Below are 25,604 nucleotides of genomic sequence, written 5' to 3'. Positions count from 1 at the left end.
TCGAGGAGGAAGAGCATGACCCAGCCCGCGCTGCCGTCCTACAGCAGTGGCACCTCCACCGTCCCCCTCCTCGGGGACACGATCGGGGCGAACCTGGACCGGACGGCGGCGCGGGTGGGCGAGCACGAGGCGCTCGTCGAGTGCGCCACGGGCCGCCGGTTCAGCTACCCGCAGTTCGTCGCGGAGGTCGACGCGGTCGCCCTCGGGCTGGACGCCCTGGGCGTGGCCAAGGGCGACCGGGTCGGGATCTGGGCGCCGAACTGCGCGGAGTGGGCGTTCGTCCAGTACGCCACCGCCAAGCTCGGCGCGATCCTGGTCAACATCAACCCCGCCTACCGCACCCATGAACTGGCCTACGTGCTGCAGCAGGCCGGCATCTCGGTGCTGGTGAGCGCCCCCGAGTTCCGGACCAGCGACTACCGGGCCATGGTGGGCGAGGTCCGCGACGAGTGCCCGGACCTGCGCGAGGTGCTGTTCCTCGGCTCGCCGGAGTGGGAGCAGCTGGTGGCCACCGGCCGGGGCGGGGACCGCGGCCTGCTCGCCGAGCGCGAGACGCAGCTGTCGGCCGACGACCCGATCAACATCCAGTACACCTCCGGGACGACCGGCTTCCCCAAGGGCGCCACGCTCACCCACCACAACCTGCTCAACAACGGGTTCTTCGTGGGCGAGGGCTGCGGCTACACCGAGGCCGACCGGATCTGCATCCCGGTGCCCTACTACCACTGCTTCGGCATGGGCATGGGCAACCTCGCGGCCACCTCGCACGGCGCGACGATGGTCATCCCGGCACCCGGCTTCGACCCCGCGCTGACGCTCGAGGCGGTGCAGGAGGAGCGCTGCACCTCGCTGTACGGCGTCCCCACGATGTTCATCGCCGAACTGGCGCTGCCCGACTTCGGCACCTACGACCTCTCGTCGCTGCGGACCGGGATCATGGCCGGCTCCCCGTGCCCGGTCGAGGTGATGAAGCGGGTGGTCGCCGAGATGGGCATGACCGAGGTGACCATCTGCTACGGCATGACCGAGACCTCGCCGGTCTCCACCCAGACCGGCGCCGACGACGACCTGGACCGGCGCACCTCCACCGTCGGCCGGGTGCACCCGCACCTCGAGGTCAAGGTCGTCGACCCCGAGACCGGGCTCACCGTGCCCCGCGGGACGCCGGGGGAGTTCTGCACCCGCGGCTACTCGGTGATGCTCGGGTACTGGGAGCAGCCGGAGAAGACCGCCGAGGTCATCGACGCCGCTCGCTGGATGCACACCGGGGACCTCGCGGTGATGGACGCCGAGGGCTACCTCAACATCGTCGGCCGGATCAAGGACATGGTGATCCGCGGCGGGGAGAACGTGTACCCGCGGGAGGTCGAGGAGTTCCTCTTCACCCACCCGGACATCATCGAGGCCCAGGTCATCGGCGTCCCCGACGAGCGGTTCGGCGAGGAGCTCATGGCGTGGGTGCGGCTGCGGTCCAGCGCCGAGCCGCTCACCGCCGAGGCGCTGCGCGAGTTCTGCACGGGCAAGCTCGCCCACTACAAGATCCCGCGGTACGTCAAGATCGTCGACGCCTTCCCGATGACGGTCACCGGCAAGGTCCGCAAGGTCGAGATGCGGGAGGTCTCGGTCGAGGAGCTGGGCCTGCAGGCGGCCGCGGCGGTCCGGAACGCCTGAGAGAGGACCCCGTCCTCCTCACCACTCGCAGGCTCGCGGCGAGCCTCTGGACGGGGCCGGGCGGTTCGTCTATGCCGGAGCCGTCCCGATCCGCACCGGGACGACGAGGGCGCGGTGGTCCGACAGGGGCAGCCGCACCGCCTCGGCCGGCCCCGTGGCGGTGATCGGGCCCCGGGCCAGCACGTGGTCCAGCTGCCGGGTCGGGGTGTCCACCGGGAAGGTGGCGGCCCGGCCCAGCGGCTGCAGCCCGCTCACCCGCACCGCCTGCCCGCGCTCCATGTTCAGGTCGCCCATGAGCACCAGCGGCTCGCGGGTGCCGGTCAGCGAGCGCACCAGCTTGGACAGCTGCAGCGCGCCCCAGCCGGGGACGAACGACAGGTGCGTGTTGGCCACGGTGAACTGTCCGTCCGGCCCGTCCAGGACCGCGGCGACGGCGACCCGCGGCTCGTCGCCGACCAGCTTGGGCCGGGGCGCGCCGCGGAACCACACCGGCACCCGGCTGCGCAGCGCCGGCAGCCGGACCACCCGCCAGGACACCACCGGGTACCGCGACAGCAGCGCGATCCCGTAGCTGGCCGACCCCGGCTGCTCGTCGCCGGTGGCCGCCATCCAGGTGCCGCCGGGGGTGCCCGACAGCGCCGCCACGAACTGGGAGTCCACGGCGGCCATCGCCTCGGCGGCGACCGCCGTCAGGTCCGCGCCCATGGACCGCGGCTGGTCGCGGTCGACCTCCTGCAGGCCGAGGACGTCGGCGTCGAGGGTCTTCACCGCGGCCGCCAGGCGCTCGACGTCGACCCGGTCGTCGACGGGGGAGCGGCCGTGGAGGATGTTGAACGTCGCGATCCGCACGGACCTCCAGTGCCCCGGCCCGCGGCGTCCACACCGGCACGTTCCGACGACGCGACGCCGGGTAGCAGTCCCGCGTGCTGCCAGACGACCGGGACGAGATCCGTGACCTCCTCAAGCGCACCGCCGTCGCGCTCAAGCAGGGCGACGTGCCCTTCGCGCTGTGCGGGGGCTACGCGGCGTGGGTCCGCGGCGCACCGGAGCCCGACCACGACGCGGACTTCCTCGTCCCGGCCGCGGAGGCCGAGCGGGCGGCGAAGGTGCTGGCCGAGGCCGGGCTGGAGGTCGTCGACCCGGCGGAGGACTGGCTGACCAAGGTCGTCCAGGGCAACTCGTTCGTCGACGTGCTGTGGCGCACCTGCGGCGACCCGGTGGAGATGGACCTCATCGACCGCGCCGAGGAGCTGCCGGTGCTCTCGGTGCACATGCCGGTGCTGGAGGCCACCGACATCGTCGTCACCAAGCTGATGGCCCTCGACGAGCACTACTGCGACTACTCGCGGCTGCTGCCGGTGGCCCGCGCGCTGCGCGAGCAGGTCGACTGGGCGCGGGTCCGCCGCGACGTCGAGGCCAACGACTTCGCCGCGGTCTTCCTCATCCTGCTGGACCGGCTCGGGGTCGTGGAGGGGGCGCTCAGCGAGGACTGAGCCCCGCAGCGCGGGGCAGCCGGCCGGGCCGGCTCCCGGACGTCCGCCGCGGCCCGCGGGCCCGGGGCGCGGGGACCCACTCGACGACCCAGGTCTCTCCCGGCGCCAGGGCGGCCCAGCGGGCGGCCGCCTCCCGCAGCGCCCCGACCACCGCCTGCAGCCGCTCCGGCGGGACGCCCGACGCGGCGACCTGGCCCGGCAGGACCTCCGCCCCGCGTGCCAGCCGGCCGACGAGGTCGGCCAGGTGCTCGGCCCGGTCCACCGCGGCGGCGCGCTCGCGCTTCAGCCGCTCCGACCGCTCGGTGGCGTGCGGCGGCCGGCGACCGGTGACGTGCCGCATGCTGCCCCACACCACCCCGTCGGCGACGCACCCCCAGACGCCGTCCGTCACGCCCAGCCCGGTCTCGACGAGTGCGTGCACCAGGTCGTGCGGCAGGTCGGTGCCACCGCCCGCGCCGCGCATGGCGAAGGTGACGCCGTCGTCCCGCTCGACCACCGTCTCCACCGGGCGACGGTCGGCCATCCGCTGGAACGTCATGCGCATGGACGCAGTGTCGCCGGGCGGGCAACCGACTTCCCGCGACCTCAGCGTGGGGCGAGGACCGCGACCAGGGCCGCCGCGGCCACGACCACGACCACGGCGGTGACGAGGGCGGCCATCCCGGCCGCGGTCGCGCCCCGGCCGCGGGCGAGGGCCCGGCGCACCTGCCGGGCCCTCAGCGGCGCCAGCCCGCCGAGCACGCCGAGCCCCAGCAGCGCCACGCCCCCGGCCACCACCAGCCGCACCGGCGCCGCCGCCTCGGCCGACGAGTGCGCCAGCAGCCCGGCCACCCCGAGCACCCCGAGTCCGGTGCGCTGCCAGGCGAGGTGGGTGCGCTCGGGCTGGGTCTCCCGGACCGGCCCCCCGCTCACGAGTCGCTCACCCGCCGACCACCTCGATGCCGACGAGCACCGCCACGACGACGAGGACGGCGGCCACCGCCGCCACGACCGTCGGCAGGACGCGGCTGACCGGCAGGGGCCGGTCGGCGGCGATGGCCCGCTCGTTGCCCCGCCAGCGCCGGTAGCCGCCCAGCGCGGTACCCAGGCCGGCCAGCACCAGCGCCACCGCGACCGCCGCGCTGCCCCAGCGCACGCCCAGGTCGGGGGCGAACTGCGCCACCGCCACCCCGCCGGCGACGAGGGCGAGCCCGGTCCGGAGCCAGGCGAGCAGCGTGCGCTCGTTGGCCAGCGTGAACCGGTAGTCCGGGTGGCCGGCGGGCTGGTCGGCGGTCGGCACCCGGCCAGGCTAGGGCGCCGGGCGGAGAGGACGCGGAGCCTGGCCGGGACGACGACTAACCTGGCAGGTGGCGGCCCCGTGCCGCGACCGTCCGCCCGGCCCGGTGCCGGGTCCGTCCGCGACCGACTGAGGGATCAACGTGCCCACCGGCAGAGTCAAGTGGTTCAACCCGGAGAAGGGGTTCGGCTTCCTCTCCCGCGAGGACGGTCCCGACGTCTTCGTGCACAAGGACGCCCTGCCGACGGGCACGAGCGAGCTCAAGCCCGGCCAGCGGGTGGAGTTCGGCATCGTCGCCGGCCGTCGCGGCGACCAGGCGCTGCAGGTGCGGGTGCTCGACCCGCTGCCGTCGGTCGCGGCCGCGCACGCCGAGCGCACCCGCAAGAAGCCCGACGAGCTGGTGCCGATCATCGAGGACCTCATCAAGCTGCTCGACGACGTCTCCAACGGCCTGCGCCGCGGCCGGCACCCCGACAAGGCGGTGGCCCGCAAGGTCGCCTCGGTGCTGCGCGCGGTCGCGACCGACCTGGAGCACTGAGCGAGGACCCCCGTGCCCCCACCGCTCGCTCGCGGCGGGACCCTGCACGGGGGCCGTTTCGGCACGTCACGGCGCGGGGGCGGTCGCGGTGCCGCCGACGGCGCCGCCGGCGCGGACGAACCCGACCGGCCACGCGCCGCTGAAACCGTCGCAGTCCTCGACGGCGTCCTCGACGACGACGAGGTAGAACGCCGGCGGGACGACGTCGGAGCTGTTGATCTCGTCGAGGACCGTCGCGCCGCGGTCGACGTCGACCACGCCGAGCTGCTGCTCGAGCTGCTCGTCGAAGACCTGCACGCTCCAGCCGCGCTCGGCGACCGACTCGGGGACGGTGAGCCGGATCGTCGTGTCGGGGGAGACCTCGAGGATCGGCGGGGTCGTCGAGTAGCGCTGCCCCTCGCCGTCCAGGCAGGTCTGGGTCGGGGAGACGCCCACCTCCTGCGCCCCCGCCACCACGACGACCTCCTCGGGGCCGGTCGGCCCCGAGCCGCACCCGGCCAGCAGCAGGACGCCGACGGCCGGCCCGGCCGCCCGCCTCACTGCTGCCACCCCGGGGCCGGGTCGGCCGCACCCGGCGCCCACGCGTCGGGAGCGGCCGCGGTGCGGCGCCGCGGCCGCCACAGGACCAGCCCGACGGCGAGCACGAGCAGCGCGGCGGCCACGGTGAACCCGAGCCAGCCGGTGGGCGGCAGGGCGATGCCCAGTGCGCCGCCGACCACCCAGGAGAGCTGCAGCATGGTCTCCGAGCGGGCGAACGCGGAGGCGCGCAGGCTCTCGGGGACCTCCCGCTGGATGATCGCGTCGAGGGCCACTTTGCCCAGCGCGTTGGCCACGGCCGCCACGCCGGCGACGACGGCGGCCATCGCGAGGCTGAAGAAGACCGCGGCCAGCACGGTGATCGCCGCCGCGGTGCCGGCCGACCAGAGCACGATCGGGTCGGGGCTCACCCGGTGCAGGCGGGAGCCGACCGCCGTCCCGACCACGCTGCCCAGCCCGGCCGCCCCGGCGACCGCGCCGAGGGCCAGGGTCGCCGGCCAGCCGCCGTCGACGGTGGCCTGCACCAGGAACGCCGAGAAGATGGTCAGGAAGCCGCCCAGCCCGCGCAGCGCCGCGTTGGCCCGCAGCGCCACGACCACGTGCGGGTTGACCGCCCGCCGACGCCGTCCACCGGTCGCCGGCTGCGGCGCGGTGGTGAGCACGTCGGCGGGCAGCTCCCCGGTCGGGACGTCGACGTGGCGGGGCAGCCGCACCGCGGCCACCGCGCCGACCACGAACACCGCCGCGGTCGCGTAGAGCAGCCACTCGAAGCCCAGCGCCCACGCCAGCCCGGCCCCGATGCCGCCGAACACCCCGGCGGTGAGCAACCCGAACACCGACGTCCGGGCGTTGGCCGAGGTCAGCGACATCGCCCCGGGCAGCACCCGGGGGACCACCGCCGCGCGCAGCACGTTGTGCGCCTTCGACAGCACCAGCACGCCCAGGGCGGCGGGGTACAGGGCGAAGTCGTCGAAGTGGGCGGCCATGACCAGCGCCAGCACGGCCCGGCCGGACAGGCTCGCGCCCATCGCCCAGCGACGGCCGCGCTGCAGCCGGTCCAGCAACGGCCCGATCACCGGGGCGACGACGGCGAACGGCGCCATCGTGACCAGCAGGTAGAGCGCCACGTTGCCGCGCTGGGCGTCGGTGGTCGCGGCGAAGAACAGCGTGCCGGCCAGCGAGACGGCGATCATCGCGTCCCCGGCCATGTGCAGGGCGTTGACCCACAGCAGGTGCGTCAGCCCGCTCTCACCCGCGCCGTCCGCCCGGCTGGCGGCACGGACCCGCCGCACCGCAGCGCCGGTCAGCTCCCGCGACCGGGCCGCCGCGACGCGGGTGACCGTCAGCTTGCGCGGCGGCAGCGGCGCGGTCGGGGGCGGCGTCGGCGGCCCCGGGGGCAGCGCGGGCGGCGGTGCACCGGCCCCACCCGCCTGCGCCTCGGGGAGCGGGCGGGTCGCCGGCCGGGGGACGTCGATGGGGGTGGTGTCCATCCGCTCCGCGCCCGGCGGCAACGGACGCCCGCGCAGGACGCCGCGCCGGGGCGCGGGTGGGCGGGAGCTGGGCACCCGCCCATCGTGCCGCACCCGTCTGAGCAGGCGGTCGACGAGTCGCCCCCGCGCCGACGGGCGGGGCGCCGGCGTCAGCGACAATGGGCGCGTGACCGACTTCTCCGACCCCGCCGCGGCGGGGAACGACGTGCTGTCCGCGGCGGTCGAGCAGGCCCGGGCGGCGGCGGTCGAGACCGCCGGCTCCCCGGACGTCGTCGGGGAGCACCTCGGCGCCACCCCCGAGGTGGCCGGCCCCGCCGAGCTCGGCGACGTGGTCACCCACTCCTTCGCCAGCCGCCTGCCGGGCTACGTGGGCTGGCACTGGGCGGTGACGCTGGCCCGGGTGCCGGGTGAGGACACCGTCACCGTCGACGAGGTGGTGCTGCTGCCGGGGGAGCAGGCGCTGCTCGCCCCGGCGTGGGTGCCGTGGCACGAGCGGCTGCGGCCGGGTGACCTCTCGGTGGGCGACGTCCTGCCCGCCACGGAGGACGACCCCCGCCTGGTCCCGGCCTACGCGGTCGACGACGACTCCGCCGAGGACCCGGAGGGCTCCGTCGTCGCCGCCGAGATCGGGCTCGGCCGGGAGCGGGTCATGTCCCGCGAGGGGCGCAGCGAGGCGGCCGCCCGGTGGAGCGCGGGGGAGTTCGGCCCCGGCTCGGCGATGGCCCGGCACGCGCCCGGGCCGTGCGGCACCTGCGGCTTCTTCCTCCCGCTGGCCGGCTCGCTGCGGCACGGCTACGGCGCCTGCGGCAACGTCTACGCCCCGGCCGACGGTCGGGTCGTCGCCGTGGACTACGGCTGCGGTGCGCACAGCCAGGCCACGCTGGTCGCCGACGAGGCCACCGAGGTGGTCACCTCGGCGCGCTACGACACCGGCGCCTTCGACGTCCTGACCGACTGAGGCCGGCCGCCGCCGGAGGCTCCCGCGGTCCCGCCTCAGTGCCTGGGGCGGTCGTCGAGCTGGCCCTGCACGCGCATGATGCCCAGCCCGACGGCGGCCAGGGCGATGCCGGCCACGCAGGTCCAGGTCCAGACGCGGTCGACGCGGTCGCCGAGCAGCAGGAGCACGACGAGCGCGACGGCCCACACCGCCGTCCCGGCCAGCACCACGCGGACGGTGTCGACCCGCAGCGGGGGTGGGGCCTGTTTCGTCGGACCGGGCACGCCCCGACCCTAGGCGCTGCACGGCCCCTGCCTGCACACCGCTGTTCACCGCGTGTGGCACGCTGTCGCCGCTCGTTGCAGACCCCACCGGTCGGCCGGCGCGCGCTTCCCCCGCCGCTCGCCCGCCCGGCCACCCGTCCGGGAGTCCTTCCATGGCAGAGAAGTCCGGCCCGTCCACGGGCAGCAACGCCCCCGGTGACACGCCGGCCGACGTCGCCGCCGGGGTGCGCACGCCGCGCCGCAGCGACGGTCCGCGGGTGAAGCCGAGGAACGGCCTGGACCGCTACTTCGAGATCAGCGCCCGGCGCTCCACCGTCGCCCGGGAGCTGCGCGGCGGCCTGACGACCTTCTTCACGATGGCCTACATCGTGATCCTGAACCCGATCATCCTGTCGGGCACGGACGTCACCGGCGGCTCGCTGCCGTTCGCCTCCGTCGCCGCGGTGACCGCGCTCATCGCCGGCGTCATGACGATCCTCATGGGCGTCGTCGGCCGGTACCCGTTCGCGCTGGCCGCCGGGCTGGGCATCAACGCCATCGTCGCGGTCTTCGCGGCCACCCAGCTGTCCTGGCCGGAGATCATGGGCCTGGTCGTGCTGGAGGGCCTGCTGATCACCGTGCTGGTGCTCACCGGTTTCCGCCGCGCGGTCTTCGAGGCCATCCCGCCGCAGCTGAAGACCGCCATCGCGGTCGGCATCGGCTTCTTCCTCACCATCATCGGCCTGGCCGACGCCGGCGTGATCCGGCCGGGCAACCCGCTGATCAGCTTCGGCGTCAACGGGCAGCTCGCCGGGTGGCCGCTGCTGGTGTTCGTCGTCGGCCTGCTGCTCACCAGCGTGCTCGTCGTCCGCCGGGTCAAGGGTGCCCTGCTCATCGGGATCGTCGTCTCGACCGTGCTGGCGATCGTCATCGAGGCGGTCGCCGGGATCGGCCCGCGCGTCGGCGAGGACAACCCCCGCGGCTGGGCGCTGCAGGTGCCCACGCTGCCCGAGGACGTCGTCAGCACGCCGGACCTCTCACTGATCGGGCAGTTCTCGCTGTTCGGCGGCTTCGAGCGGATCGGCGTGGTCGCCGCCCTGCTCATCGTCTTCTCGATCATGATCGCCGACTTCTTCGACACCGTCGGCACGGTGACCGCCGTCGGCGCCGAGGGCGACCTGCTCGACCAGAACCGCAACCTGCCCAAGTCCCAGCCGGTGCTGCTGGTCGACTCCCTGGCCGCCGCCGCCGGTGGCGCGGGCAGCGTGTCCTCCAACACCACCTACGTCGAGAGCACCGCCGGTGTGGCCGACGGTGCCCGCACCGGCCTGGCCAGCGTGGCCACCGGCGTGCTGTTCCTGCTGGCGATGCTGTTCACGCCGCTGGTGCAGGTCGTGCCGTCGGAGGCCGCCGCGCCGGCCCTGGTCATCGTGGGCGCGCTCATGATCAGCCAGATCCGCAACCTCGAGTGGGACGACATGTCCCTGGTCATCCCGGCGTTCCTCACGATCGCGCTCATGCCGTTCACCTACTCGATCACCAACGGCATCGGCGCCGGCGTCATCAGCTACGTGCTGCTGCGCTCGATCGTCGGACGGCGCCGCGACGTGCACCCGCTCATGTGGGTCATCGCGGTGCTCTTCCTCGTCTACTTCGCCCTGGAGCCGCTCCAGCAGCTGTTCTGAGCCGCCGGGGAGACCGTTAGCTAGGCTGATGAAGTGAGCCGGACGACGCTGGAGACCGCGGCGCTGGCCCATGACCTGCGCCTGGCGGTGATGCGCTTCTCGCGGCGGCTGCGCAACCAGCGGGTCGACCAGTCGGTCACGCTGACCCACCTCGCGGCGCTGTCCACGCTCCAGCAGCACGGCGCCATGAGCCCGGGGGAGCTGGCGGCGCACGAGCGGGTGCAGCCGCCGTCGATGACCCGGGTCGTCGTCGCCCTGGAGGGGATGGGCCTGGTCACCCGGAGCCCCCACCCCACCGACGGTCGGCAGGTCGTCATCGACCTCACCCCCGCCGCCGAGGAGCTGCTCACCGTCGAGGCCCGCGCCCGCGAGGCCTGGCTGTCCGGGCGGCTGCAGGAGCTGACGGTCGAGGAACGGGCCGTCCTGCGGGACGCCGCGGCGATCATGGGCAAGCTGGCGAGTGGGTGAGCGCCCGTACCGAGGGCACGGGCATGTTCCGGTCGTTGCACGTCCGCAACTACCGGATCTACGCATCGGCCAACCTGCTCAGCCTCACCGGCACGTGGATGCAGCGGATCGGCCAGGACTGGCTGGTCCTCCAGCTCTCCGGTGACAGCGGCATCGCCCTGGGGCTGATCACCGCCCTGCAGTTCGGGCCCACCCTGCTGCTGAGCATGTACGGCGGGGTGCTGGCCGACCGCTACGCCAAGCGCCGCGTGCTCGTGGTCACCCAGGCGCTGATGGGCCTGCTGGCCCTCGTGCTGGGGCTGCTGGTCGCCGCCGACGGCATCGAGCTGTGGCACGTGTTCGTGCTCGCCGGGGCGCTCGGCGCCGTCTCGGCCATCGACGCGCCGGTGCGCCAGGCGTTCGTGTCCGAGATGGTGGGCCCCGAGCTGCTGACCAACGCGGTCAGCCTCAACTCCACGATCTTCAACGGGGCCAGGCTGGTGGGGCCGTCGGTCGCCGGGCTGCTCATCGGCGCCGCGTCGGGGGACACCGCGCCGGCCTTCTTCGTCAACGCCGCCAGCTTCGCCTTCACCATCGGTGCCCTGCTGAGCATGCGGCCCGGCGAGCTGCACCCGAGCCCGCGGGTGCCGCGGGCCAAGGGGCAGCTGCGGGAGGGGCTGGTCTACGCCTGGGCGCACCCGGACCTGCGGCTGGCCATGGGGTTGGCCTTCGTGCTGGGCACCTTCGCCTTCAACTACCAGGTGACCATCGCGCTGATGGCCCGCGAGGTGTTCGACCTGGGGGCTGAGGCGTTCGGGTTGCTGTCGACCTGTTTCGCCGTCGGCTCGCTGTCCGGCGCGCTGCTGTCCACCCGCCGCAGCACCCGGCCGCGGCAGCGCTTCCTGGTCGTGTCCGCCGCGGTCTTCGGCCTGCTCACGATCGCCTGCGGGCTGGTGCCCGGGTACTGGGCGTTCGCGGTGCTGCTGGTGCCCACCGGTGCGGCCGGGCTGGTGTTCAGCGTCGCCAACAACAGCTTCGTGCAGCTGGGCGTCGATCCGCAGATGCGCGGCCGGGTGATGGCGCTGTACTTCATGTGCTTCATGGGTGGGACGCCGCTGGGGGCGCCGACGATCGGCTGGGTCTCCGAGCACCTCGGGGCGCCGTGGGGGCTGATCATCGGCGGTGCGGTGGCCGTCCTCGCCGGGTGCGTGGGCGCGGCGTGGCTGGCGCGGGGGCGGCGGGTCCGGCTGGAGGCCTCCCTCGCCCCGCCACGGCTGCAGCTGCACGTGGGCCCGCGTGCGGTGCCCCCGCCGCAGGTGCGCGCCGCGGCGGAGGCCGCGGCGCAGCAGGCACCCGGGCAGCAGGCGGCGAGCGGCGGATGAGCGCCGCGCTGCCGGTGGACGCCGCTCCGACGTACGGTGACGGGGGTTCCCGTCGAGTCGTCCGCGGAGGCGACATGGCCCCCTCGCTGCTGTACCTCGGGTCGATCGTCGTGGGCGTGGTCGGTGCGGTGGCGGGCCTCGGCTGGCTGGCCCGCTGGCTGTTCGGCTCCGCGCGGCTGCCGGTCCCGTCCCGGCGGCGGGCGCAGGAGCCGCTGCGGCCGGTGCACCGCCCGGTGGAGGCCGTGGCCGCGGACCTGCGCCGCCTGGGCCGCCAGCTGGCCCGCGTGCCCGCCGGTGCTCCCATGGCCCGCCGGCGCGGGCTGCAGGCCGCCTACGACGACGTCCTCGTCGAGGCCGCGGAGCTGCTGGAGGTGCCGCACACGATGACCGGCACACCGCCCGGGCTGGCCCGCGACGTGGAGCGGCTCCGGGTGCGCGCGGCGCTGGCCGACGCCGGCCTGGTGGAGCAGGACTGACCGGCCCGGCGACGCGGCGGCTGTTCTTCGCGGTCACCCCACCGGCTGCGGCGCGCGACGACCTCGACCGGGCCCTGGCGCCGCTGCGGGACGCCCCCGGCGCCCCCCGCTGGACCGCGCCCGGCCGCTGGCACCTCACGCTGCTGTTCCTCGGCGCCGTGCCGGAGCAGGCGGTGGAGCCGCTCGTCGCGGCCGCCGCCCCGGCCGTGGCGGGCACGCCACCGCTGACCCTGCAGCTGGCCGGCGGCGGCCGGTTCGGCTCCCGCCGGCGGCCGCAGGTGTGCTGGGCCGGGCTCGGCGGGGACGTCGGCGAGCTGGGTGCGCTCGCCGTCCGGCTGGCCCGTGCCGCCCGGCGGCTGCGCCTGCCGGTGGAGGACCGGCCGTTCCGAGCCCACCTCACCCTGGGGCGCTGGCGCCCGGGGCGTCCGGGGGACGGCGACCTGCCCGACCGGCTGGCCGGCTACCGCGGTCCGAGCTGGCCGGTGACCGAGGTGGAGCTGCTGGAGAGCCACCTCGGGCCGGCGGCGCGCTACGAGCGGCTCGCCGCCTGGCCCCTCGAGGGCTGACCGGCCTCAGACGACCGGGCCCTCCACGGGCGAGGTGGCGTCGGGGTTGATCCGCTCGTCCGGCTCCAGCGGCTGGGCGCCGCGGTCGGCCTCGGCCTCCTCGGCCTCCTCGCCCTCCTCGCCCTCCTCCGGCTCCTCCTCGGTGCCGTCCTCGACCTCGTCCTCCTCGCCTTCCTCGCCTTCCTCCGGCTCCTCCTCGGTGCCGTCCTCGACCTCGTCCTCCTCGTCGGCCTTCACGAGGGCGCGGGGGTCGATCGCGTCGGCCCAGAGCAGGAAGTCGCCCATGGCGTAGCCGCTGCCGGGGGTGAACCCGGGGTTGGCGTTGAAGTAGGAGGTGCTGTCGCAGGCCAGCAGGCCGAGGACCACCTCGGCCACGATGCCGCCGCCCACCGGGCCCAGCTTCGTGCCGCCGAGCAGCTCGGCCTCCTTGAGGATGTAGAACCACAGGGGCGCCTTGCCGTTCCACCCCGGCTCGGTCAGGCCGAGCTCCTGGTTGGTCAGCGGCTTGATGCCCATGGCGGTCGCGACGTCCTGGCCGGCCGGCAGGCCCAGCCGCTTGCCGCGGAGCAGGTTGCGCTCGGCGAGGGAGATGATCGCCCCCGCGGTCGGGGCCACCACGGTCGACGGCAGCGTGGTCAGCGGCAGCGACAGCTGGGTGTCGATGCGGCGGGCCATGTTGCGGTCGTCGGGGGTGTCCATGCCGGGGATGTCGAAGAAGTAGTTCCAGTCCACCCACAGGTCGTGCGGGATGGGCCGGCTGCCGCGCAGGTCCTCGTAGCCGTCCCGGCCGAAGATCGGCACGGTGTGGCCGTCCTGCATCTCGTACTCCGCGCGGATCATGCTGTGCCCGAAGCGGTAGGCCGCACCCGAGTACTCGATCGGCATGTAGGGCCGCTGCCGGTCGCGGGGCTTGTAGAACTTGCCCACGAACTCGATGGGCCCGTTGCGGCGGCGGGTGACCTTGCTGCGCACGACGTCGCCGCCGACGATGCGGGTCAGGAAGTCGTTGACGATCAGCCACTGGTAGGTCCAGCGGATCTGCTGCTGGGCCTGCTCGAAGGTCCTGCCCTCGTCCCGCAGCTTGTTGTGCAGCCGCAGGAAGGCCACGTGCAGCTGGGCGACGATCAGGTTCTCGTCGTTGCGCGGGTCGCCCAGGAACGCCGCACCCACCACGTCCCGGGGCAGGTCGTGCAGTCCGTCGTGGTCGTTGACCAGGAAGTACCCCGGCTTGGCCGGGTCGTAGAGCTCCGGGCTGCCGGTGGGGCCCTTGCCGTAGACGCTGGCCAGGTCGAAGCGGGGCGTGTCGAAGTTGGTGATGCCCCGGGGGTCGTACTGCTGCTCGGTCAGCGGCGTGGTGTCCAGCGTCATGTCGTGGTCGATGAACTGGCCGAGGTAGATGTAGCCGGCGGGCATGCCCGGGTTGTCGAACGCGACGTCGGAGTCCTTGACGTCGCTGAGCGGCAGCTTGCCGTCGTTCATCTTCAGCGCGAGCGCGGTGAGCAGTGCGTCCGGCGGGCTGAACGCCGGCAGCTGCTTGAACATGACGCCGAAGCGCGCCTCCCGGTCGCGCCCGACCCGCACCGCGATGTCCGCGCCGCGCGGGTTGCCCACGGCGTGCGCGCCCTTGGTGGCCCGGGCCGTCCGGCGCGTGGGCTGGAGCGCCGTCGTGGACGCCGGTGCCGGCGCCGCCCGCCGCTCCGGCGCCGCGAACGCGGTCCCGCCCATCACCGGCACCGCGGCCAGGCCTGCCAGCCCCGCGGCCAGCACCGACCGCCGGGACAGCCGCCCGCGCGCGCCCCCGTCGTCCCCCGCGCCGGCCCCGCTGAAGGGGCAGCCGCCCCCGGACCCGTCCCCGAACTCGCGCATGAACGCCCCCCGGCGCAGAGGAGAGCCCGCCCCCTGCGGCAGCTCTCGGCGCCGTCGACCCTCCCTGGGCGCGAAGGCGCAGGCCACACGCGGCCGCGGGGGTCGACGGCCCCCAGAGTTGGGGAACAGGGGGATCGTGCGTGGCGCTGCGTGCTCAGTCGGTCACGAGGAGTGGAAAGAACTCACCACGCGTACTCCATGGGCGCCGCGCGGTAGCCGGGGAAGACCTCGTCCAGCCGGGCGAGCTGGGCGTCGTCCAGACGCACGTCGAGGGCGCCCAGCGCACCCTCGAACTGGGCCATCGTGCGCGGGCCGACGATGGGCGCGGTGACCGCCGGCTGGTGCAGCAGCCAGGCGACGCCGACGTCGGCCGGCGCGAGGCCCCACTCCCGGCAGGCGTCCTCGTAGGCCTGCAGCGCCGGCCGGTGCCGCTCGACCCGCTCCTCGGCGGCGCGGCGCCGGTCACCCTCGCCCTTCGCGAGGACACCGGCGAGCAGCCCGCCGGCCAGGGGGCTCCACGGGACGATGCCCACGCCGTAGTGCTGCGCGGCCGGCAGCACCTCGAGCTCCACGTGCCGGGTGAGCAGGTTGTAGTGCGACTGCTCGCTGACCAGACCGAGGAAGTGCCGGCGCGCGGCCGCCTCGTTCGCCGCCGCGATCTGCCAGGCGGCGTGGTTGGACGAGCCGACGTAGAGCACCTTGCCCTGGGCGACGAGGGTCTCGCAGGCCTGCCAGACCTCCTCCCACGGCGTGGCCAGGTCGACGTGGTGGAACTGGTAGAGGTCGATCCAGTCGGTCTGCATCCGGCGCAGGGAGGCCTCGCAGGAGCGCACCAGGTTGCGCGCGGACAGGAACGTGTCGTTGGGCCAGTCGGTCATCGAGCCGTAGACCTTGGTGGCCAGCACCGTCTTCTCCCGGCGCCGGTCGCCCTGGGCGAACCAGGTGCCGAGCACCTCCTCGGTGCGCCCCTTGCCGGCGTCGAAGCCGTAGGTGTTGGCGGTGTCGACGAAGTTGACGCCCTCGGCCTGCGCCCGGTCGAGGATCGCGTGCGCGTCGGCCTCCTCGGTCTTCCAGCCGAAGTTCATCGTGCCCAGGCAGAGGCGGGAGACCGACAGGCCGCTGCGCCCCAGGTGCGTGTACTCCACGGGGGTCCACCCTGGCAGTCTCGACCGCGTGCCGCAGACCGACCCCGCGCCCTCCGCGTTCGACGCCGCCACCGCGGTGACCCCCACCGAGGGCGGTGGCCTGGCCGCGGAGCTGGACCCCGCCTGGGACGTCGGCCCGGGCATCCTCAACGGCGGCTACCTGCTCGCGGTGGTGGCCCGGGCCGCCCTGACCGCGAGCCCGCACGCGCACCCGGTGGCGCTGGCCGCGAGCTTCCTGCGGGCCACCCCACCCGGGCCGGCGACGCTGACGCTCACCCCGGGCCCGGCCGGCCGCACGCTGGCGCACTCCTCGGTGCTGCTCGCCCCGGCCGGTGGCCCGTCGCTGGCCGTCCAGGTCACGACCGCGACGCTCACCGACGGCGAGCCGGTGTACTCCGGGTGGTCCCCGCCGGCGGCCACCCCGGTCGCCGACTGCCTGCCTGCGGTGGACGACGGCACCCTGCCCCACCCCCTGCCGGAGGTGGGGCTGCGGACGCGCGTGCACACCCGGCTGGACCCGGAGACCGCCGGCTGGGCGAGGGGCCGGCCCGCCGGGGAGCCGTACCTGCGCGGCTGGGTGCGCCTGGCCGACGGGCGCGAGCCGGACCCCCTGGCGCTGCTGCTGTTCGCCGACGTGCTGCCCCCGACGAGCTGGGCCACCGGGCGGTTCGGCTGGGCGCCCACGGTGCAGTTGCAGGTGCTGGTCCGCGCGCTCCCGGCGCCGGGCTGGTGCCTGGTGGAGGCGCGGGCGAACGAGGTGGCCGGCGGCTGGCTGGACGAGGACTACCGCATCTGGGACGCCACCGGCCGCCTGGTGGCGCAGAGCCGGCAGCTGGCCCGCCTGCCGCGCTGAGCGGCACCGACGCCTTGACAGGATCAGTTCGTGTCCCGCGCGCCCGTCCTGATCACCGACCCGCACGACGAGCGGGTCGCCGACTTCCGGGACCTCAAGGCGGGTGACCGCCCGCCGGGCACCGAGCGGGGCACGGGGCCGGTGATCGTCGAGGGCGTGCCGGCGGTCGAACGGCTCCTGGCCTCCCCGTACCGGGTGCGCGCGGTGTTCGGCGTGCCGGGGCGGGTCGCCGCGCTGGACCTGCCCGAGGGCGTCCCGGCCTACGAGGCCGACAAGTGGGTGCTCTCGGAGGTCATCGGCTTCCGGCTGACCCGCGGGGTGCTCGCCTCGGCCGACCGCCGCCCACCGGAGGACGTCGACACGCTGCTGGCCGGGCCCGACCCGGCCGCACCGCGGCGGCTGGCGGTCCTGGAGGCGCTCAACGACGCGGAGAACCTCGGCTCGATCGCCCGGTCGGCCGTGGCCCTCGGGGTGGACGCGCTGCTGCTGGACCCGCGCTGCGCCGACCCGCTCTACCGGCGCTCGGTGCGGGTGTCGATGGGCCACGTGCTGGCGCTGCCGTTCGCCGTCCTGCCCGACTGGCCCGGGGGCCTGGCGCGGCTGCACGACGCCGGCTACCTGACCGTGGCCCTGACCCCGGCCCCTGACGCCGTGGACCTGGGCGCGGTCGACCCGCGCGCCCATCCGCGGACCGCGGTGCTGCTCGGCGCGGAGGGGCCGGGGCTCACGCCGGAGGCGCAGGCGGCGGCCCGGGTGCGGGCGCGGATCCCGATGCGCGCGGGCGTGGACTCCCTCGGCGTGGCCGCGGCCGCGGCGGTCGCGTTCGCGACCCTGCGCTGAGGGCCGACCGCTCAGCTCGGACGGGGGCCGGGCAGCGCGGCGGCCGCGACCGCCGACAGCGCCCCGCCCACCGCGGTCAGCCAGAAGACCCCGCTGCCGGCACCGCCGGTCATGAGCAGGGCCAGCAGGCTCGTGCCGGTGATGCTGCCCAGGTAGCGGCAGGTCGACCACACCCCCGAGGCCAGGCCGGCGCGCTCGGGCGGCAGCGCCTCCAGCCCCGCCGTCTGCACCGCGGCGGCCGCCATGCCCTGACCGGTGCCGCACAGTGCCAGCAGCACCGCCGCCGCCGGCACCTGCCGGGCCGGGTCGACGGCGACCAGCGCCAGCGCCGGGACGGTCACCAGGACCCCGCCCAGGACGGCGGGGCGGCGACGTCCCCACCGGTCACTGAGCCGGCCCCCGAGCAGCGCGGCGACGCTGGCCCCGGCCAGGGCCGGCAGCAGCAGGACGACCGCCGCGCCGGTGCCCACCAGGAGGGGGACGGCGAGCACGACGGTGTACAGGGCCAGGTTGCCGGTGGCGACCGCCGCGCCGGCCGCGAGCACCGGGCGCAACCGCAGCACCCGTACGTCCAGTACCGGCACCTCCTGGCGGAGCTCGCGCCGGGCGAACGCGACGGCGACCAGGAGGAGCGCACCCACGGCCGCCGCGGGCCAGGCCGCCGGCAGCCGACGCGCCTCGCTGATCAGGGCGGCGCCGCCGCCGAGCACGGCCAGCAGCAGGAGCGCACCGGGGACGTCGAACCGGGTCCGCGTCGCCGGTCGCGCCCCGTCCCGCGGGTCGGGCGGGAACCACGCGCGCACGGCCGCGACGCCGAGCACCGCCACCGGGAGGGTGGCGAGGAACGCGCCGCGCCAGCCGGCCAGGTGCACGGCGAGGCCGCCCAGTGCGGGGCCGGCCGCCGCGGCGGCGGTCGCACTCGCCCCCACCGCGCCGAACGCCCGGCCGCGGCGCACGGCCGGGACCGTCGTCCGGACCGTCGCCGCGGCGTTGACCAGGGCGAGCGCCCCGAACGCCGCCTGCCCACACCGCATGACCCCCACGGCCGGCAGCGCCGGGACGACGGTGGCCAGCGCGGTGCAGACGCCGAACCCGGCCGTCCCGAGCAACGCGCACCGTCGGCGGCCCCACCGGTCCCCGAGCGCCCCGGCGATGGTCTGGCAGGCGGCGGTGACGACGAGGTACGCGGTCACCAGGGCCACCACCCCGGCGACCCCGGCGCCCAGGGCCGCGCCGATGCGCGGCAGCGCGACCGCCACGGAGGTCGACCCGAGCGGGACGAGGGTGGTGACCAGGCACGCGGCGGCCACGACCGGGCGCTCGCCCGCCCGGGTGCGGGCGGCGGGTCCGGCTGCCGCGGTCACCCGGCTCAGCCGGCGGTGATGGGTCGGCGCTGCAGGAGGGCCACGCCGGCGGCGCCCCAGGCCCACTCGACGTCGGAGGGGCCGCCGAACAGCTCGTCGCAGCGGCGCGCCAGCCCGGCCAGCTCGGTGAGCTCCGCCTCGTCCAGGCAGGGCCGGCCGGCGCGCTCGGGGTCGACGTCGACCGTCGCGGTGCCGCCCCCGGGCCGGGCGACGACGGCGCGGTCCTTGCGCCCGACGACGCGGTGCAGCAGCCGACCCTCGCGGTCCAGGCGGAAGAGGTCCGGGACGACCATGCCCCCGACCACGGCCTCCCCGAGCGACCAGCTGGCCTCCACGACGACCTCGTCGGCGCCGCTGACGGGGTCGTGCGAGAACAGCACCCCGGCCGCCACGGCGGGCACGAGGCGCTGCAGCACCACCGCGCAGCGCGGCGGGGACCGCTCGCCCCGCGCGTGGCGGTAGGCCAGCGCCGACTCGCTGCAGGCCGACGCCGCCACCCGCACGACCGCCTCGACGACGTCCCCGGGCCCGACGTTGAGGACCGACAGGTGCTGGCCTGCGTAGCTCGACGCCGTGCCGTCCTCGCCGGCCGCCGAGGAGCGGACCGCCAGCGGCCCGCCCAGCTCCGCGGCGGCGGCCCGGACGGCGGCGACCGCCTGCCGGTCCCTGGCGGACACGGCCGCGACCAGGCCGGCGGACAGCGCCGTACCGGGTGGGACGGGGAGCCCGCTGCGCAGCGCCCGCCCCAGGGCCACCGCCTTGCCGCCGTAGGCGTCCTCGTCCCCGTCCTCGACCGCGGCCAGCGGCCGGAGCGCGGACGTCACAGGACCGTGACGGTGCCGGTGGCGCCCTCGACGCGGACCCGGGCACCGTCGGGTACGGCCCGGGTCGCCTCCGAGCAGCCCACGACCGCGGGGACGCCGAACTCCCGCGCCACGATCGCGGCGTGGGACAGCAACCCGCCGCGGTCGGTGACGAGAGCCCCCAGGCGGGGGAGGACCAGGTTGAACGCCGGTCCGGTGGACGACGCGACGAGCACGTCCCCGGCCTGGACGCGGGACAGCTCGCCGGCGTCGGACACCACCCGTGCGGTGCCCTCGTAGGTGCCGGGGCTGACGCCCAGACCGTGCAGCACGCGACCCTCCGGCGGCCGCGCCGCGTCGCGCAGCACGGCCGCGACGGCGAAACCCACGGCCTCGTGGACGCGGGCAGCCGCCGGCGGCAGCCAGGCGGCCGGTACCGGCTCGGCCGGTGGCGGGCCGAAGAAGGGCGGCATGTCGCGGTAGTCGGCGGTCCGCCGCCGGTGGACCCGCGCCGCCACCTCCTCCCGGCTCGGGCCGCTGCCGTGGACCAGCAGCGACCGGACCTCCCCGGGTTCGAGGTCGACGGCGTCCTCGGCGTCGGCCAGCAGGCCGCGGTCGGCCAGCCGGCGACCGGCCTCCAGCAGCGCGGTGCGGGCGGCGCTGCCCATCCGCCGGTCGCCGTGGACGGCGCGCTCGTCCCGCAGCCGGTACAGCAGCCGGGCCTCGCCCAGCAGGTCGTCGAACTCCTCCCGGTGCTCCGGCGGGACGGCCGCCCGCACCCGCTCCTCCGCCTGGGCCGCTGCGGCGTGGTCACGAGGGCGCTCGGGGGAGAGCGCTCCGCGGATGCGCGCCAGCACCAGGCCCGGGGCCTCGAGGGACCCCGGCTCCGCGACGGAGTCCTCACCGTCGACCGGCAGGGCAGCGAGCGCCGTGAGGTAGGCGCCGGCCCGGTCGCCCACCGCGCCCGGCCGGCGCAGCAGCGCGCTGAGCACGGCGTCCGGCTCCGCCGACCCGTCCTGCAGCAGGGCCGCGGCGTCGGGGTCCTCCCGGAGGGCGGTGACGAGCTGGGCCAGTTCGTCGGGCGCCCCCTCGGTGACCGGGCTGGCGCCGGCGAGGCAGGACAGGACCTCACCGGGCGGCAGACCCGTCCAGCGCACGGTGTGCACGACGAGGTCGGCGACCGGCAGCAACGCGGGCACGGTGTACCGGTGGTGCTGCTTCCACCCCTCGACCAGGGCCTGGGCGCACCGGTCGACGTGGTCGGCCAGGGCGGCGTCGTCCAGCGCGCCGAGGTCGACGGCGGTCAGCGCCCGGTGCAGGCCGTGCAGCGTCGGCTTCACCTCGTCGTCCCACTCCCGCAGCGCCTCCCGCCAGCGGCGTCCGGCCACGACCGCCTCGGCGGTGGCCGTCCGCTCCCGCAGCACGGGGTGCTCCTCCAGGAGCCGGCGGAACACGGGTTCCGGTGGCGGCCCGGCGGCGTCCGGCGGCGCCCCCACCGGGCACAACCGCTGGTAGAGGAACCCGCCGACCACGGCGGTGTCGAAGTGCTCGAGGAGGGTGCCGTAGCGGGCCAGGCCCTCGTCGAACCCGGCGGAGAAGCCCTGCAGGACGGCGACCGCGGTGAAGCGGCACAGCGGCCGAGGGGCGTGGCTGGGGTCGAGGGTCCAGGTGCCCGGACCGGGGGCCACCCACGCGGGCGCGCTGTCGACCCGCTGGGCGTGGACGTCGTCCATCGTCGCCTCCCGGTCGCGCGGAGGCGGGAACGGTAGCGACCGGCCCGGCGATCGGGCCAGAGCCGGAGGGCCCTGCCCGGCCCACGGGGTGCGGCGTCAGCCGCGCAGGGAGAAGCGGGCCAGCAGGGCCCGGGCGTCCTCGGCGCGGGCGGGGTTGCACATGACGTCGTAGCGGCCGGCGACGATGGTGCTGGTGCTGGTGAAGTCCCGCCGGCCCCGGGTGGCGGCGTAGCCCATGGCGCCGAACAGCACGCCGAACACCAGGCCGATGAGCAGGCCGGTGAGCACCGAGCCGACCCAGTTGGCGCCGTCCTCGGCGAAGATGCCCAGCAGCAGGCCCACGAACAGGCCCCACCAGGCGCCACCGGCCGCACCGGCGGCGATCGCGCGGCCCATCGTCAGCCGCCCGGTGACCTGCTCGACCTGCTTGAGGTCCGAGCCGATGATCGTGACGTTCTCGACGGGGAACTTCTCGTCCGACAGGTAGTCGACGGCGGCCTGCGCCTGCTCGTAGCTGTCGTAGGACCCGACCTGCACGCCGCCGAGCGGCATGGACACCGACGCTGCCATGGGCACCTCCTACCCGTGGACGACCGGCGGACACGCAGGTGGCGTGCCGCTGGTCGCAGCCTAGGGCTCAGCGGTGCCGGCGGACCCCGAAGACGATGTCCTCCCACGCCGGGATGCGGGCGCGGGGGTCCTCGTCCTCGCCGTCGCCGTCCCCGCCCGGGCGGCCCAGGACGACGGTGTCGTGCTCGGCGATGTCGTCGTCGAACCCGGGGTCGGTGCGCCGCTCGCCACCGGAGGAGGAGGCGTCGGCGGGCAGGACCGGCCGGACGTGCTCGTCGTCGTCCGCCCGGTCGTCGTCGGCCAGCCGGGCGGAGGACGCGGGTGCGGCCACGCCGTCGTCGTCTGGGACGACGGCGACCGGCCGGGCGCGGTGGACCGGCGCGGGGCGCTCGCTGGGCACGTGCGGGACGACGCGGACCAGGCGGGTGCCCTCGGCGAAGTCGGTGGTGGCGGCGTCGACCGGGGTGACGGTGCGGCCCGGGATGTCGTAGGACCAGCGCGTGACGCCGGACTTCGCGCCGGCCTGCCAGGCGGCGGTGACCTGCCAGGTGCCGTCGGAGGAGCGGAAGGCGTCCCAGCGGACGGCGTCGAGGTCGGCGCCGAGCAGCCGCAGCCGCTCGGACATGAACTGCTGCAGCGGGACGGCGGGAGTGCCGTCGGAGAGGCGGACGCGCGCCTCGCGGGACTGCTCGGCGACCCGCTCGCGCTCCTGCAGGACCGGGTGGGCGAAGCGCATGATCCGCTCGACCCGGATGCCGGAGGCCTGGGCCACCTGCTCCGGTGTCTCGCCGGCACGGATCCGGGCCTGGATCACCCGGGGCGGGAGGGTGGCGCCGATCTCGACGTCGATCTGGCCGAGGCGGCGCGCGTCGCCGCGGGCGGCGGCCCGGACCCGCTCGTCGATGGGGAGCTCGAAACGCTCGCCCTCCTCGCCCGGCTCGGTGCCGTCCACGGCCAGCACGAGGCTCGTGCCGTCGTCGGAGAGCGCCACGAGGCGCAGCGTGCGCATGGCGACCTCCTGGGGACTGCGGGCGACGGGTGGAGCCGGCTCGGGCGAGACAGGCTGGCTCCCGAGGCTATCCGCGGTCGGGGGACGGGCTCGGCAGGCTCGCCCGGCGTGGCGCGATGCCGACCGGAGCACCTCCAGTCTCCGTGCCCGGCCGTGGCCCCGTCCAGGGGCCCGTCGCGAGCGTGCCGGTGACGAGGGGACGGGCCTGCCTCAGAGCTTCTCGACGACGAAGTCGATGCAGGCGGTGAGGGCGCTGACGTCGTCGGGGTCGACGGCGGGGAACATGCCCACGCGCAGCTGGTTGCGGCCGAGCTTGCGGTACGGCTCGACGTCGACCACCCCGTTGGCGCGCAGCACCTTCGCCACCGCGGCGGCGTCGACGGACTCGTCGAAGTCGATCGTGCCGACGACGTAGGAGCGGTGGTCGGGGTCGCTGACGAACGGCGTGGCGAACGGCGACTGCTCGGCCCACCCGTACAGGCGGCGGGAGGAGTCCTGGGTGCGGGCCACGGCGCCGGAGAGCCCGCCCAGCGACAGCAGCCAGCGGACCTGGTCGGCCAGCAGGAACAGCGTGGCGACCGCCGGGGTGTTGTAGGTCTGGTCCTTGCCGGAGTTGTCGACGGCGATCGACAGGTCGAGGAACCCGGGCACCCAGCGGCCGGAGGCCTTGATCTCGCTGATCCGCTGCAGCGCGTCACCGGACATGAGGGCCACCCACAGCCCGCCGTCCCCGCCGAAGTTCTTCTGCGGCGCGAAGTAGTAGACGTCGGTCTGCGAGACGTCGACCGGCAGCCCGCCCGCGGCGCTGGTGGCGTCGATGAGCACGAGGGCGTCGTCGGTGCCGTGCGGCCGCTGCACCGGGGCCATCACGCCGGTGGAGGTCTCGTTGTGGGCCCACGCGTAGGCGTCGACGCCCTCGGCCGCCGTCGGCAGGGCCAGGGAGCCCGGCTCGGCCGTGGCGAGGACCGGGTCGGCGAGGAACGGCGCCTCGGCCACCCCGGAGGCGAACTTGCTGGAGAACTCCCCGTAGGTGCCGTGCGCGCTGCGCTCCCGGATCAGGCCGATGATCGCGGCGTCCCAGAAGGCGGTCGTCCCCCCGTTGCCGAGCACGACCTCGTAGCCGTCGGGCAGGTCGAACAGCTCGGCCAGACCCTCGCGCACCTGGCGGACCAGGCCCTTGACCGGGGCCTGGCGGTGGGAGGTCCCCATCAGCGAGGCGCCGCTGGAGGCCAGTGCCTCGAGCGCCTCGGGGCGCACCTTCGACGGGCCGCAGCCGAACCGGCCGTCGGCGGGCAGGAGGTCGGCGGGGATCTGGATGGTCATCCGGGGGGACTGCCTCTCGGGTCGGAACGGGCTGGGCCGACGACGGCCCGGGACCGCAGCGGGTGCGGGACCGGGCCGTCGGCGCTCAGCGGTGCCGGCTCAGGCCGGCGCGGGCTCGTTGATCTGCTTGGTGGTGATGGTGTCCCAGCCCTCGACCTCTTCGGGCCGGCGCGGCTCGGGACCGATGTAGCGGGCCGACGGGCGGACCAGCCGGCCGGTGTTCTTCTGCTCGAGGATGTGCGCGCACCAGCCGGCGGTGCGGGCACAGGTGAACATCGAGGTGAACATGTGGCTGGGCACCTCGGCGAAGTCGAGGACGATCGCCGCCCAGAACTCCACGTTGGTCTCGACCGGCCGGTCGGGACGGCGCTCGCGCAGCTCCTTGAGGGCGGCCTGCTCCAGGGCCCGGGCGGCCTCGAAGCGCGGCGCGCCGAGCTCCTCGGCGGCCCGGCGCAGGACGCGGGCGCGGGGGTCCTCGGCGCGGTAGACCCGGTGGCCGAAGCCCATCAACCGCTCCTTGCGGTCGAGGAGGTCCTTGACGTACTTCTCGGCGTCGCCGGTCTGCTCCACCTCGTCGAGCATGTGCAGCACCCGGGACGGCGCGCCGCCGTGCAGCGGGCCGGACATGGCCCCGATCGCGCCGGACAGGGCCGCGGCGACGTCGGCGCCGGTGGAGGCGATGACGCGCGCGGTGAAGGTGGAGGCGTTCATGCCGTGCTCGGCGGCCGACGTCCAGTAGGCGTCGACGGCGGCGACGTGGCGGGGGTCGGGTTCGCCCCGCCAGCGGACCATGAACCGCTCGACGATGGTCGAGGCCTCGTCGATGCGCTTCTGCGGCACGGCCGGGATGCCGATGCCGCGGGCGGACTGGGCGACGTAGGACAGCGCCATGACCGCGGCCCGGGCCAGCTGCTCGCGGGCCTCCTCCGAGCTGATGTCCAGCAGCGGCCGGTAGCCCCAGAACGGGGCCAGCATCGCCAGCGCGGCCTGCACGTCGACCCGCACGTCACCGCTGTGCACCGGGATCGGGAAGGGCTCGGCCGGCGGGAGACCCGGGCCGAACTTCCCGTCGACGAGCAGCGCCCACACGTTGCCGAAGGTGACCTTGCCGACGAGGTCCTCGATGTCGACCCCGCGGTACCGGAGTGCCCCGCCGTCCTTGTCGGGTTCGGCGATCTCCGTCTCGAAGGCGATGATGCCCTCGAGGCCGGGCACGAAGTCGTCGGCCATCTCGCATGCTCCTCTGCGCGCGGGACACGTGCGCACATCGGAGATGGCGCACGACTGCGACTGCGACCCTAGGCCGTGCCGACACGCCAGGCACGGCGGGGGCGGCG

At 75.6% G+C, this 25,604-nt stretch carries 27 protein-coding genes; 11 read left to right on the top strand and 16 right to left on the bottom strand.

The genetic code is table 11. The annotated features are described in order from the left end of the window. The first annotated feature begins 15 nt into the window (after positions 1-15). Positions 16-1,671 (top strand): AMP-binding protein, encoded by a 1,656-nt coding sequence (locus tag ACI79E_RS01235; protein ID WP_456930725.1) that lies wholly within the window; start codon positions 16-18, stop codon positions 1,669-1,671. 69 nt (positions 1,672-1,740) lie between these two features. Here ACI79E_RS01235 and ACI79E_RS01230 read toward each other — a convergent pair whose 3' ends face one another. Beyond that, positions 1,741-2,520 (bottom strand): endonuclease/exonuclease/phosphatase family protein, encoded by a 780-nt coding sequence (locus tag ACI79E_RS01230; protein WP_456930724.1) that lies wholly within the window; start codon positions 2,518-2,520, stop codon positions 1,741-1,743. A gap of 74 nt (positions 2,521-2,594) precedes the next feature. On the opposite strand from ACI79E_RS01230, the gene ACI79E_RS01225 reads away from it, so the two are divergent. Continuing rightward, positions 2,595-3,164 (top strand): nucleotidyltransferase family protein, encoded by a 570-nt coding sequence (locus ACI79E_RS01225; protein ID WP_456930723.1) that lies wholly within the window; start codon positions 2,595-2,597, stop codon positions 3,162-3,164. On the opposite strand, the gene ACI79E_RS01220 is transcribed toward ACI79E_RS01225, so the two are convergent. The 3 genes from ACI79E_RS01220 to ACI79E_RS01210 are packed head-to-tail and all read right to left on the bottom strand — an operon-like array spanning position 3,151 to position 4,443. Then, the gene (locus ACI79E_RS01220; protein WP_456930722.1) at positions 3,151-3,708 is read right to left on the bottom strand and encodes a hypothetical protein; all 558 of its coding nucleotides are present in this window, start codon (positions 3,706-3,708) and stop codon (positions 3,151-3,153) included. The two genes, ACI79E_RS01225 and ACI79E_RS01220, sit on opposite strands and share 14 nt — an antisense overlap. 41 nt (positions 3,709-3,749) lie before the next feature. Then, positions 3,750-4,076, bottom strand: a complete 327-nt coding sequence (locus tag ACI79E_RS01215; protein ID WP_456930721.1) for a DUF202 domain-containing protein — start codon at positions 4,074-4,076, stop codon at positions 3,750-3,752. A gap of 7 nt (positions 4,077-4,083) precedes the next feature. Further along, positions 4,084-4,443 carry a YidH family protein gene (locus ACI79E_RS01210; RefSeq protein WP_456930720.1) on the bottom strand — a complete coding sequence of 120 codons (360 nt, stop codon included), beginning with the start codon at positions 4,441-4,443 and terminating at the stop codon, positions 4,084-4,086. Positions 4,444-4,582: 139 nt separating this feature from the next. Here ACI79E_RS01210 and ACI79E_RS01205 point away from each other — a divergent pair, with 139 nt between their 5' ends. Next, positions 4,583-4,978 (top strand): cold-shock protein, encoded by a 396-nt coding sequence (locus ACI79E_RS01205; protein WP_456930719.1) that lies wholly within the window; start codon positions 4,583-4,585, stop codon positions 4,976-4,978. Positions 4,979-5,044: 66 nt separating this feature from the next. Here the strand turns inward: ACI79E_RS01205 and ACI79E_RS01200 are convergent, their stop codons facing one another. Continuing rightward, positions 5,045-5,518 (bottom strand): DUF2771 family protein, encoded by a 474-nt coding sequence (locus ACI79E_RS01200; protein ID WP_456930718.1) that lies wholly within the window; start codon positions 5,516-5,518, stop codon positions 5,045-5,047. Then, positions 5,515-7,005: an MFS transporter gene (locus ACI79E_RS01195; protein ID WP_456930717.1), complete on the bottom strand. Its 1,491-nt coding sequence runs from the start codon at positions 7,003-7,005 to the stop codon at positions 5,515-5,517. Before ACI79E_RS01195 ends, ACI79E_RS01200 begins: the two co-directional genes overlap by 4 nt. A 166-nt stretch (positions 7,006-7,171) precedes the next feature. On the opposite strand from ACI79E_RS01195, the gene ACI79E_RS01190 reads away from it, so the two are divergent. Next, on the top strand, positions 7,172-7,963 hold the full coding sequence (locus tag ACI79E_RS01190; protein WP_456930716.1) for a DUF3027 domain-containing protein: 792 nt from the start codon (positions 7,172-7,174) through the stop codon (positions 7,961-7,963). A gap of 35 nt (positions 7,964-7,998) precedes the next feature. Here ACI79E_RS01190 and ACI79E_RS01185 read toward each other — a convergent pair whose 3' ends face one another. After that, the gene (locus ACI79E_RS01185) at positions 7,999-8,226 is read right to left on the bottom strand and encodes a DUF2530 domain-containing protein (RefSeq protein ID WP_456930715.1); all 228 of its coding nucleotides are present in this window, start codon (positions 8,224-8,226) and stop codon (positions 7,999-8,001) included. A gap of 152 nt (positions 8,227-8,378) precedes the next feature. Here ACI79E_RS01185 and ACI79E_RS01180 point away from each other — a divergent pair, with 152 nt between their 5' ends. The 5 genes from ACI79E_RS01180 to thpR all read left to right on the top strand — a co-directional run bounded on the left by ACI79E_RS01180 (position 8,379) and on the right by thpR (position 12,761). Further along, entirely contained in the window at positions 8,379-9,890 is a 1,512-nt protein-coding gene (locus tag ACI79E_RS01180) for an NCS2 family permease (protein WP_456930714.1), read from the top strand. Between the two features lie 33 nt (positions 9,891-9,923). Beyond that, positions 9,924-10,358 (top strand): MarR family winged helix-turn-helix transcriptional regulator, encoded by a 435-nt coding sequence (locus ACI79E_RS01175; RefSeq protein ID WP_456930713.1) that lies wholly within the window; start codon positions 9,924-9,926, stop codon positions 10,356-10,358. Next, positions 10,355-11,719 carry an MFS transporter gene (locus ACI79E_RS01170; protein ID WP_456930712.1) on the top strand — a complete coding sequence of 455 codons (1,365 nt, stop codon included), beginning with the start codon at positions 10,355-10,357 and terminating at the stop codon, positions 11,717-11,719. The genes ACI79E_RS01175 and ACI79E_RS01170 overlap by 4 nt, the downstream gene beginning before the upstream one ends. Positions 11,720-11,793: 74 nt before the next feature. Next, the gene (locus tag ACI79E_RS01165; RefSeq protein WP_456930711.1) at positions 11,794-12,195 is read left to right on the top strand and encodes a hypothetical protein; all 402 of its coding nucleotides are present in this window, start codon (positions 11,794-11,796) and stop codon (positions 12,193-12,195) included. Further along, complete coding sequence (gene thpR, locus ACI79E_RS01160) at positions 12,192-12,761, top strand: RNA 2',3'-cyclic phosphodiesterase (RefSeq protein WP_456930894.1); 570 nt, start codon at positions 12,192-12,194, stop codon at positions 12,759-12,761. Before ACI79E_RS01165 ends, thpR begins: the two co-directional genes overlap by 4 nt. Positions 12,762-12,767: 6 nt before the next feature. Here thpR and ACI79E_RS01155 read toward each other — a convergent pair whose 3' ends face one another. Then, entirely contained in the window at positions 12,768-14,627 is a 1,860-nt protein-coding gene (locus ACI79E_RS01155; RefSeq protein ID WP_456930710.1) for a peroxidase family protein, read from the bottom strand. A gap of 182 nt (positions 14,628-14,809) precedes the next feature. Beyond that, complete coding sequence (locus ACI79E_RS01150) at positions 14,810-15,772, bottom strand: aldo/keto reductase (protein WP_456930709.1); 963 nt, start codon at positions 15,770-15,772, stop codon at positions 14,810-14,812. A gap of 28 nt (positions 15,773-15,800) precedes the next feature. Here ACI79E_RS01150 and ACI79E_RS01145 point away from each other — a divergent pair, with 28 nt between their 5' ends. Next, on the top strand, positions 15,801-16,625 hold the full coding sequence (locus ACI79E_RS01145; RefSeq protein WP_456930708.1) for a thioesterase family protein: 825 nt from the start codon (positions 15,801-15,803) through the stop codon (positions 16,623-16,625). Between the two features lie 30 nt (positions 16,626-16,655). Continuing rightward, a complete protein-coding gene (locus ACI79E_RS01140) occupies positions 16,656-17,465 on the top strand; it encodes a TrmH family RNA methyltransferase (protein WP_456930707.1) in 810 nt (269 codons plus the stop codon). Between the two features lie 11 nt (positions 17,466-17,476). On the opposite strand, the gene ACI79E_RS01135 is transcribed toward ACI79E_RS01140, so the two are convergent. The 7 genes from ACI79E_RS01135 to ACI79E_RS01105 all read right to left on the bottom strand — a co-directional run bounded on the left by ACI79E_RS01135 (position 17,477) and on the right by ACI79E_RS01105 (position 25,497). Then, a complete protein-coding gene (locus ACI79E_RS01135) occupies positions 17,477-18,829 on the bottom strand; it encodes an MFS transporter (RefSeq protein WP_456930706.1) in 1,353 nt (450 codons plus the stop codon). A gap of 5 nt (positions 18,830-18,834) precedes the next feature. Beyond that, positions 18,835-19,653, bottom strand: a complete 819-nt coding sequence (locus ACI79E_RS01130; RefSeq protein ID WP_456930705.1) for a PEP/pyruvate-binding domain-containing protein — start codon at positions 19,651-19,653, stop codon at positions 18,835-18,837. After that, a complete protein-coding gene (locus ACI79E_RS01125; protein ID WP_456930704.1) occupies positions 19,650-21,365 on the bottom strand; it encodes a PEP-utilizing enzyme in 1,716 nt (571 codons plus the stop codon). The genes ACI79E_RS01130 and ACI79E_RS01125 overlap by 4 nt, the downstream gene beginning before the upstream one ends. Positions 21,366-21,461: 96 nt before the next feature. Next, positions 21,462-21,935, bottom strand: coding sequence for a general stress protein (locus ACI79E_RS01120; RefSeq protein WP_456930703.1), 474 nt, complete (start codon positions 21,933-21,935; stop codon positions 21,462-21,464). A 67-nt stretch (positions 21,936-22,002) separates the two neighbouring features. After that, positions 22,003-22,944, bottom strand: coding sequence for a septation protein SepH (gene sepH, locus ACI79E_RS01115; RefSeq protein ID WP_456930702.1), 942 nt, complete (start codon positions 22,942-22,944; stop codon positions 22,003-22,005). Between the two features lie 210 nt (positions 22,945-23,154). Continuing rightward, positions 23,155-24,267, bottom strand: a complete 1,113-nt coding sequence (serC, locus tag ACI79E_RS01110; RefSeq protein WP_456930701.1) for a phosphoserine transaminase — start codon at positions 24,265-24,267, stop codon at positions 23,155-23,157. 99 nt (positions 24,268-24,366) lie between these two features. Beyond that, positions 24,367-25,497, bottom strand: coding sequence for a citrate synthase 2 (locus tag ACI79E_RS01105; RefSeq protein WP_456930700.1), 1,131 nt, complete (start codon positions 25,495-25,497; stop codon positions 24,367-24,369). Positions 25,498-25,604 lie beyond the last annotated feature (107 nt).

The sequence above is a fragment of the Geodermatophilus sp. SYSU D00079 genome, assembly GCF_054050635.1.
This window is presented reverse-complemented; position numbering and strand designations above follow the sequence as displayed.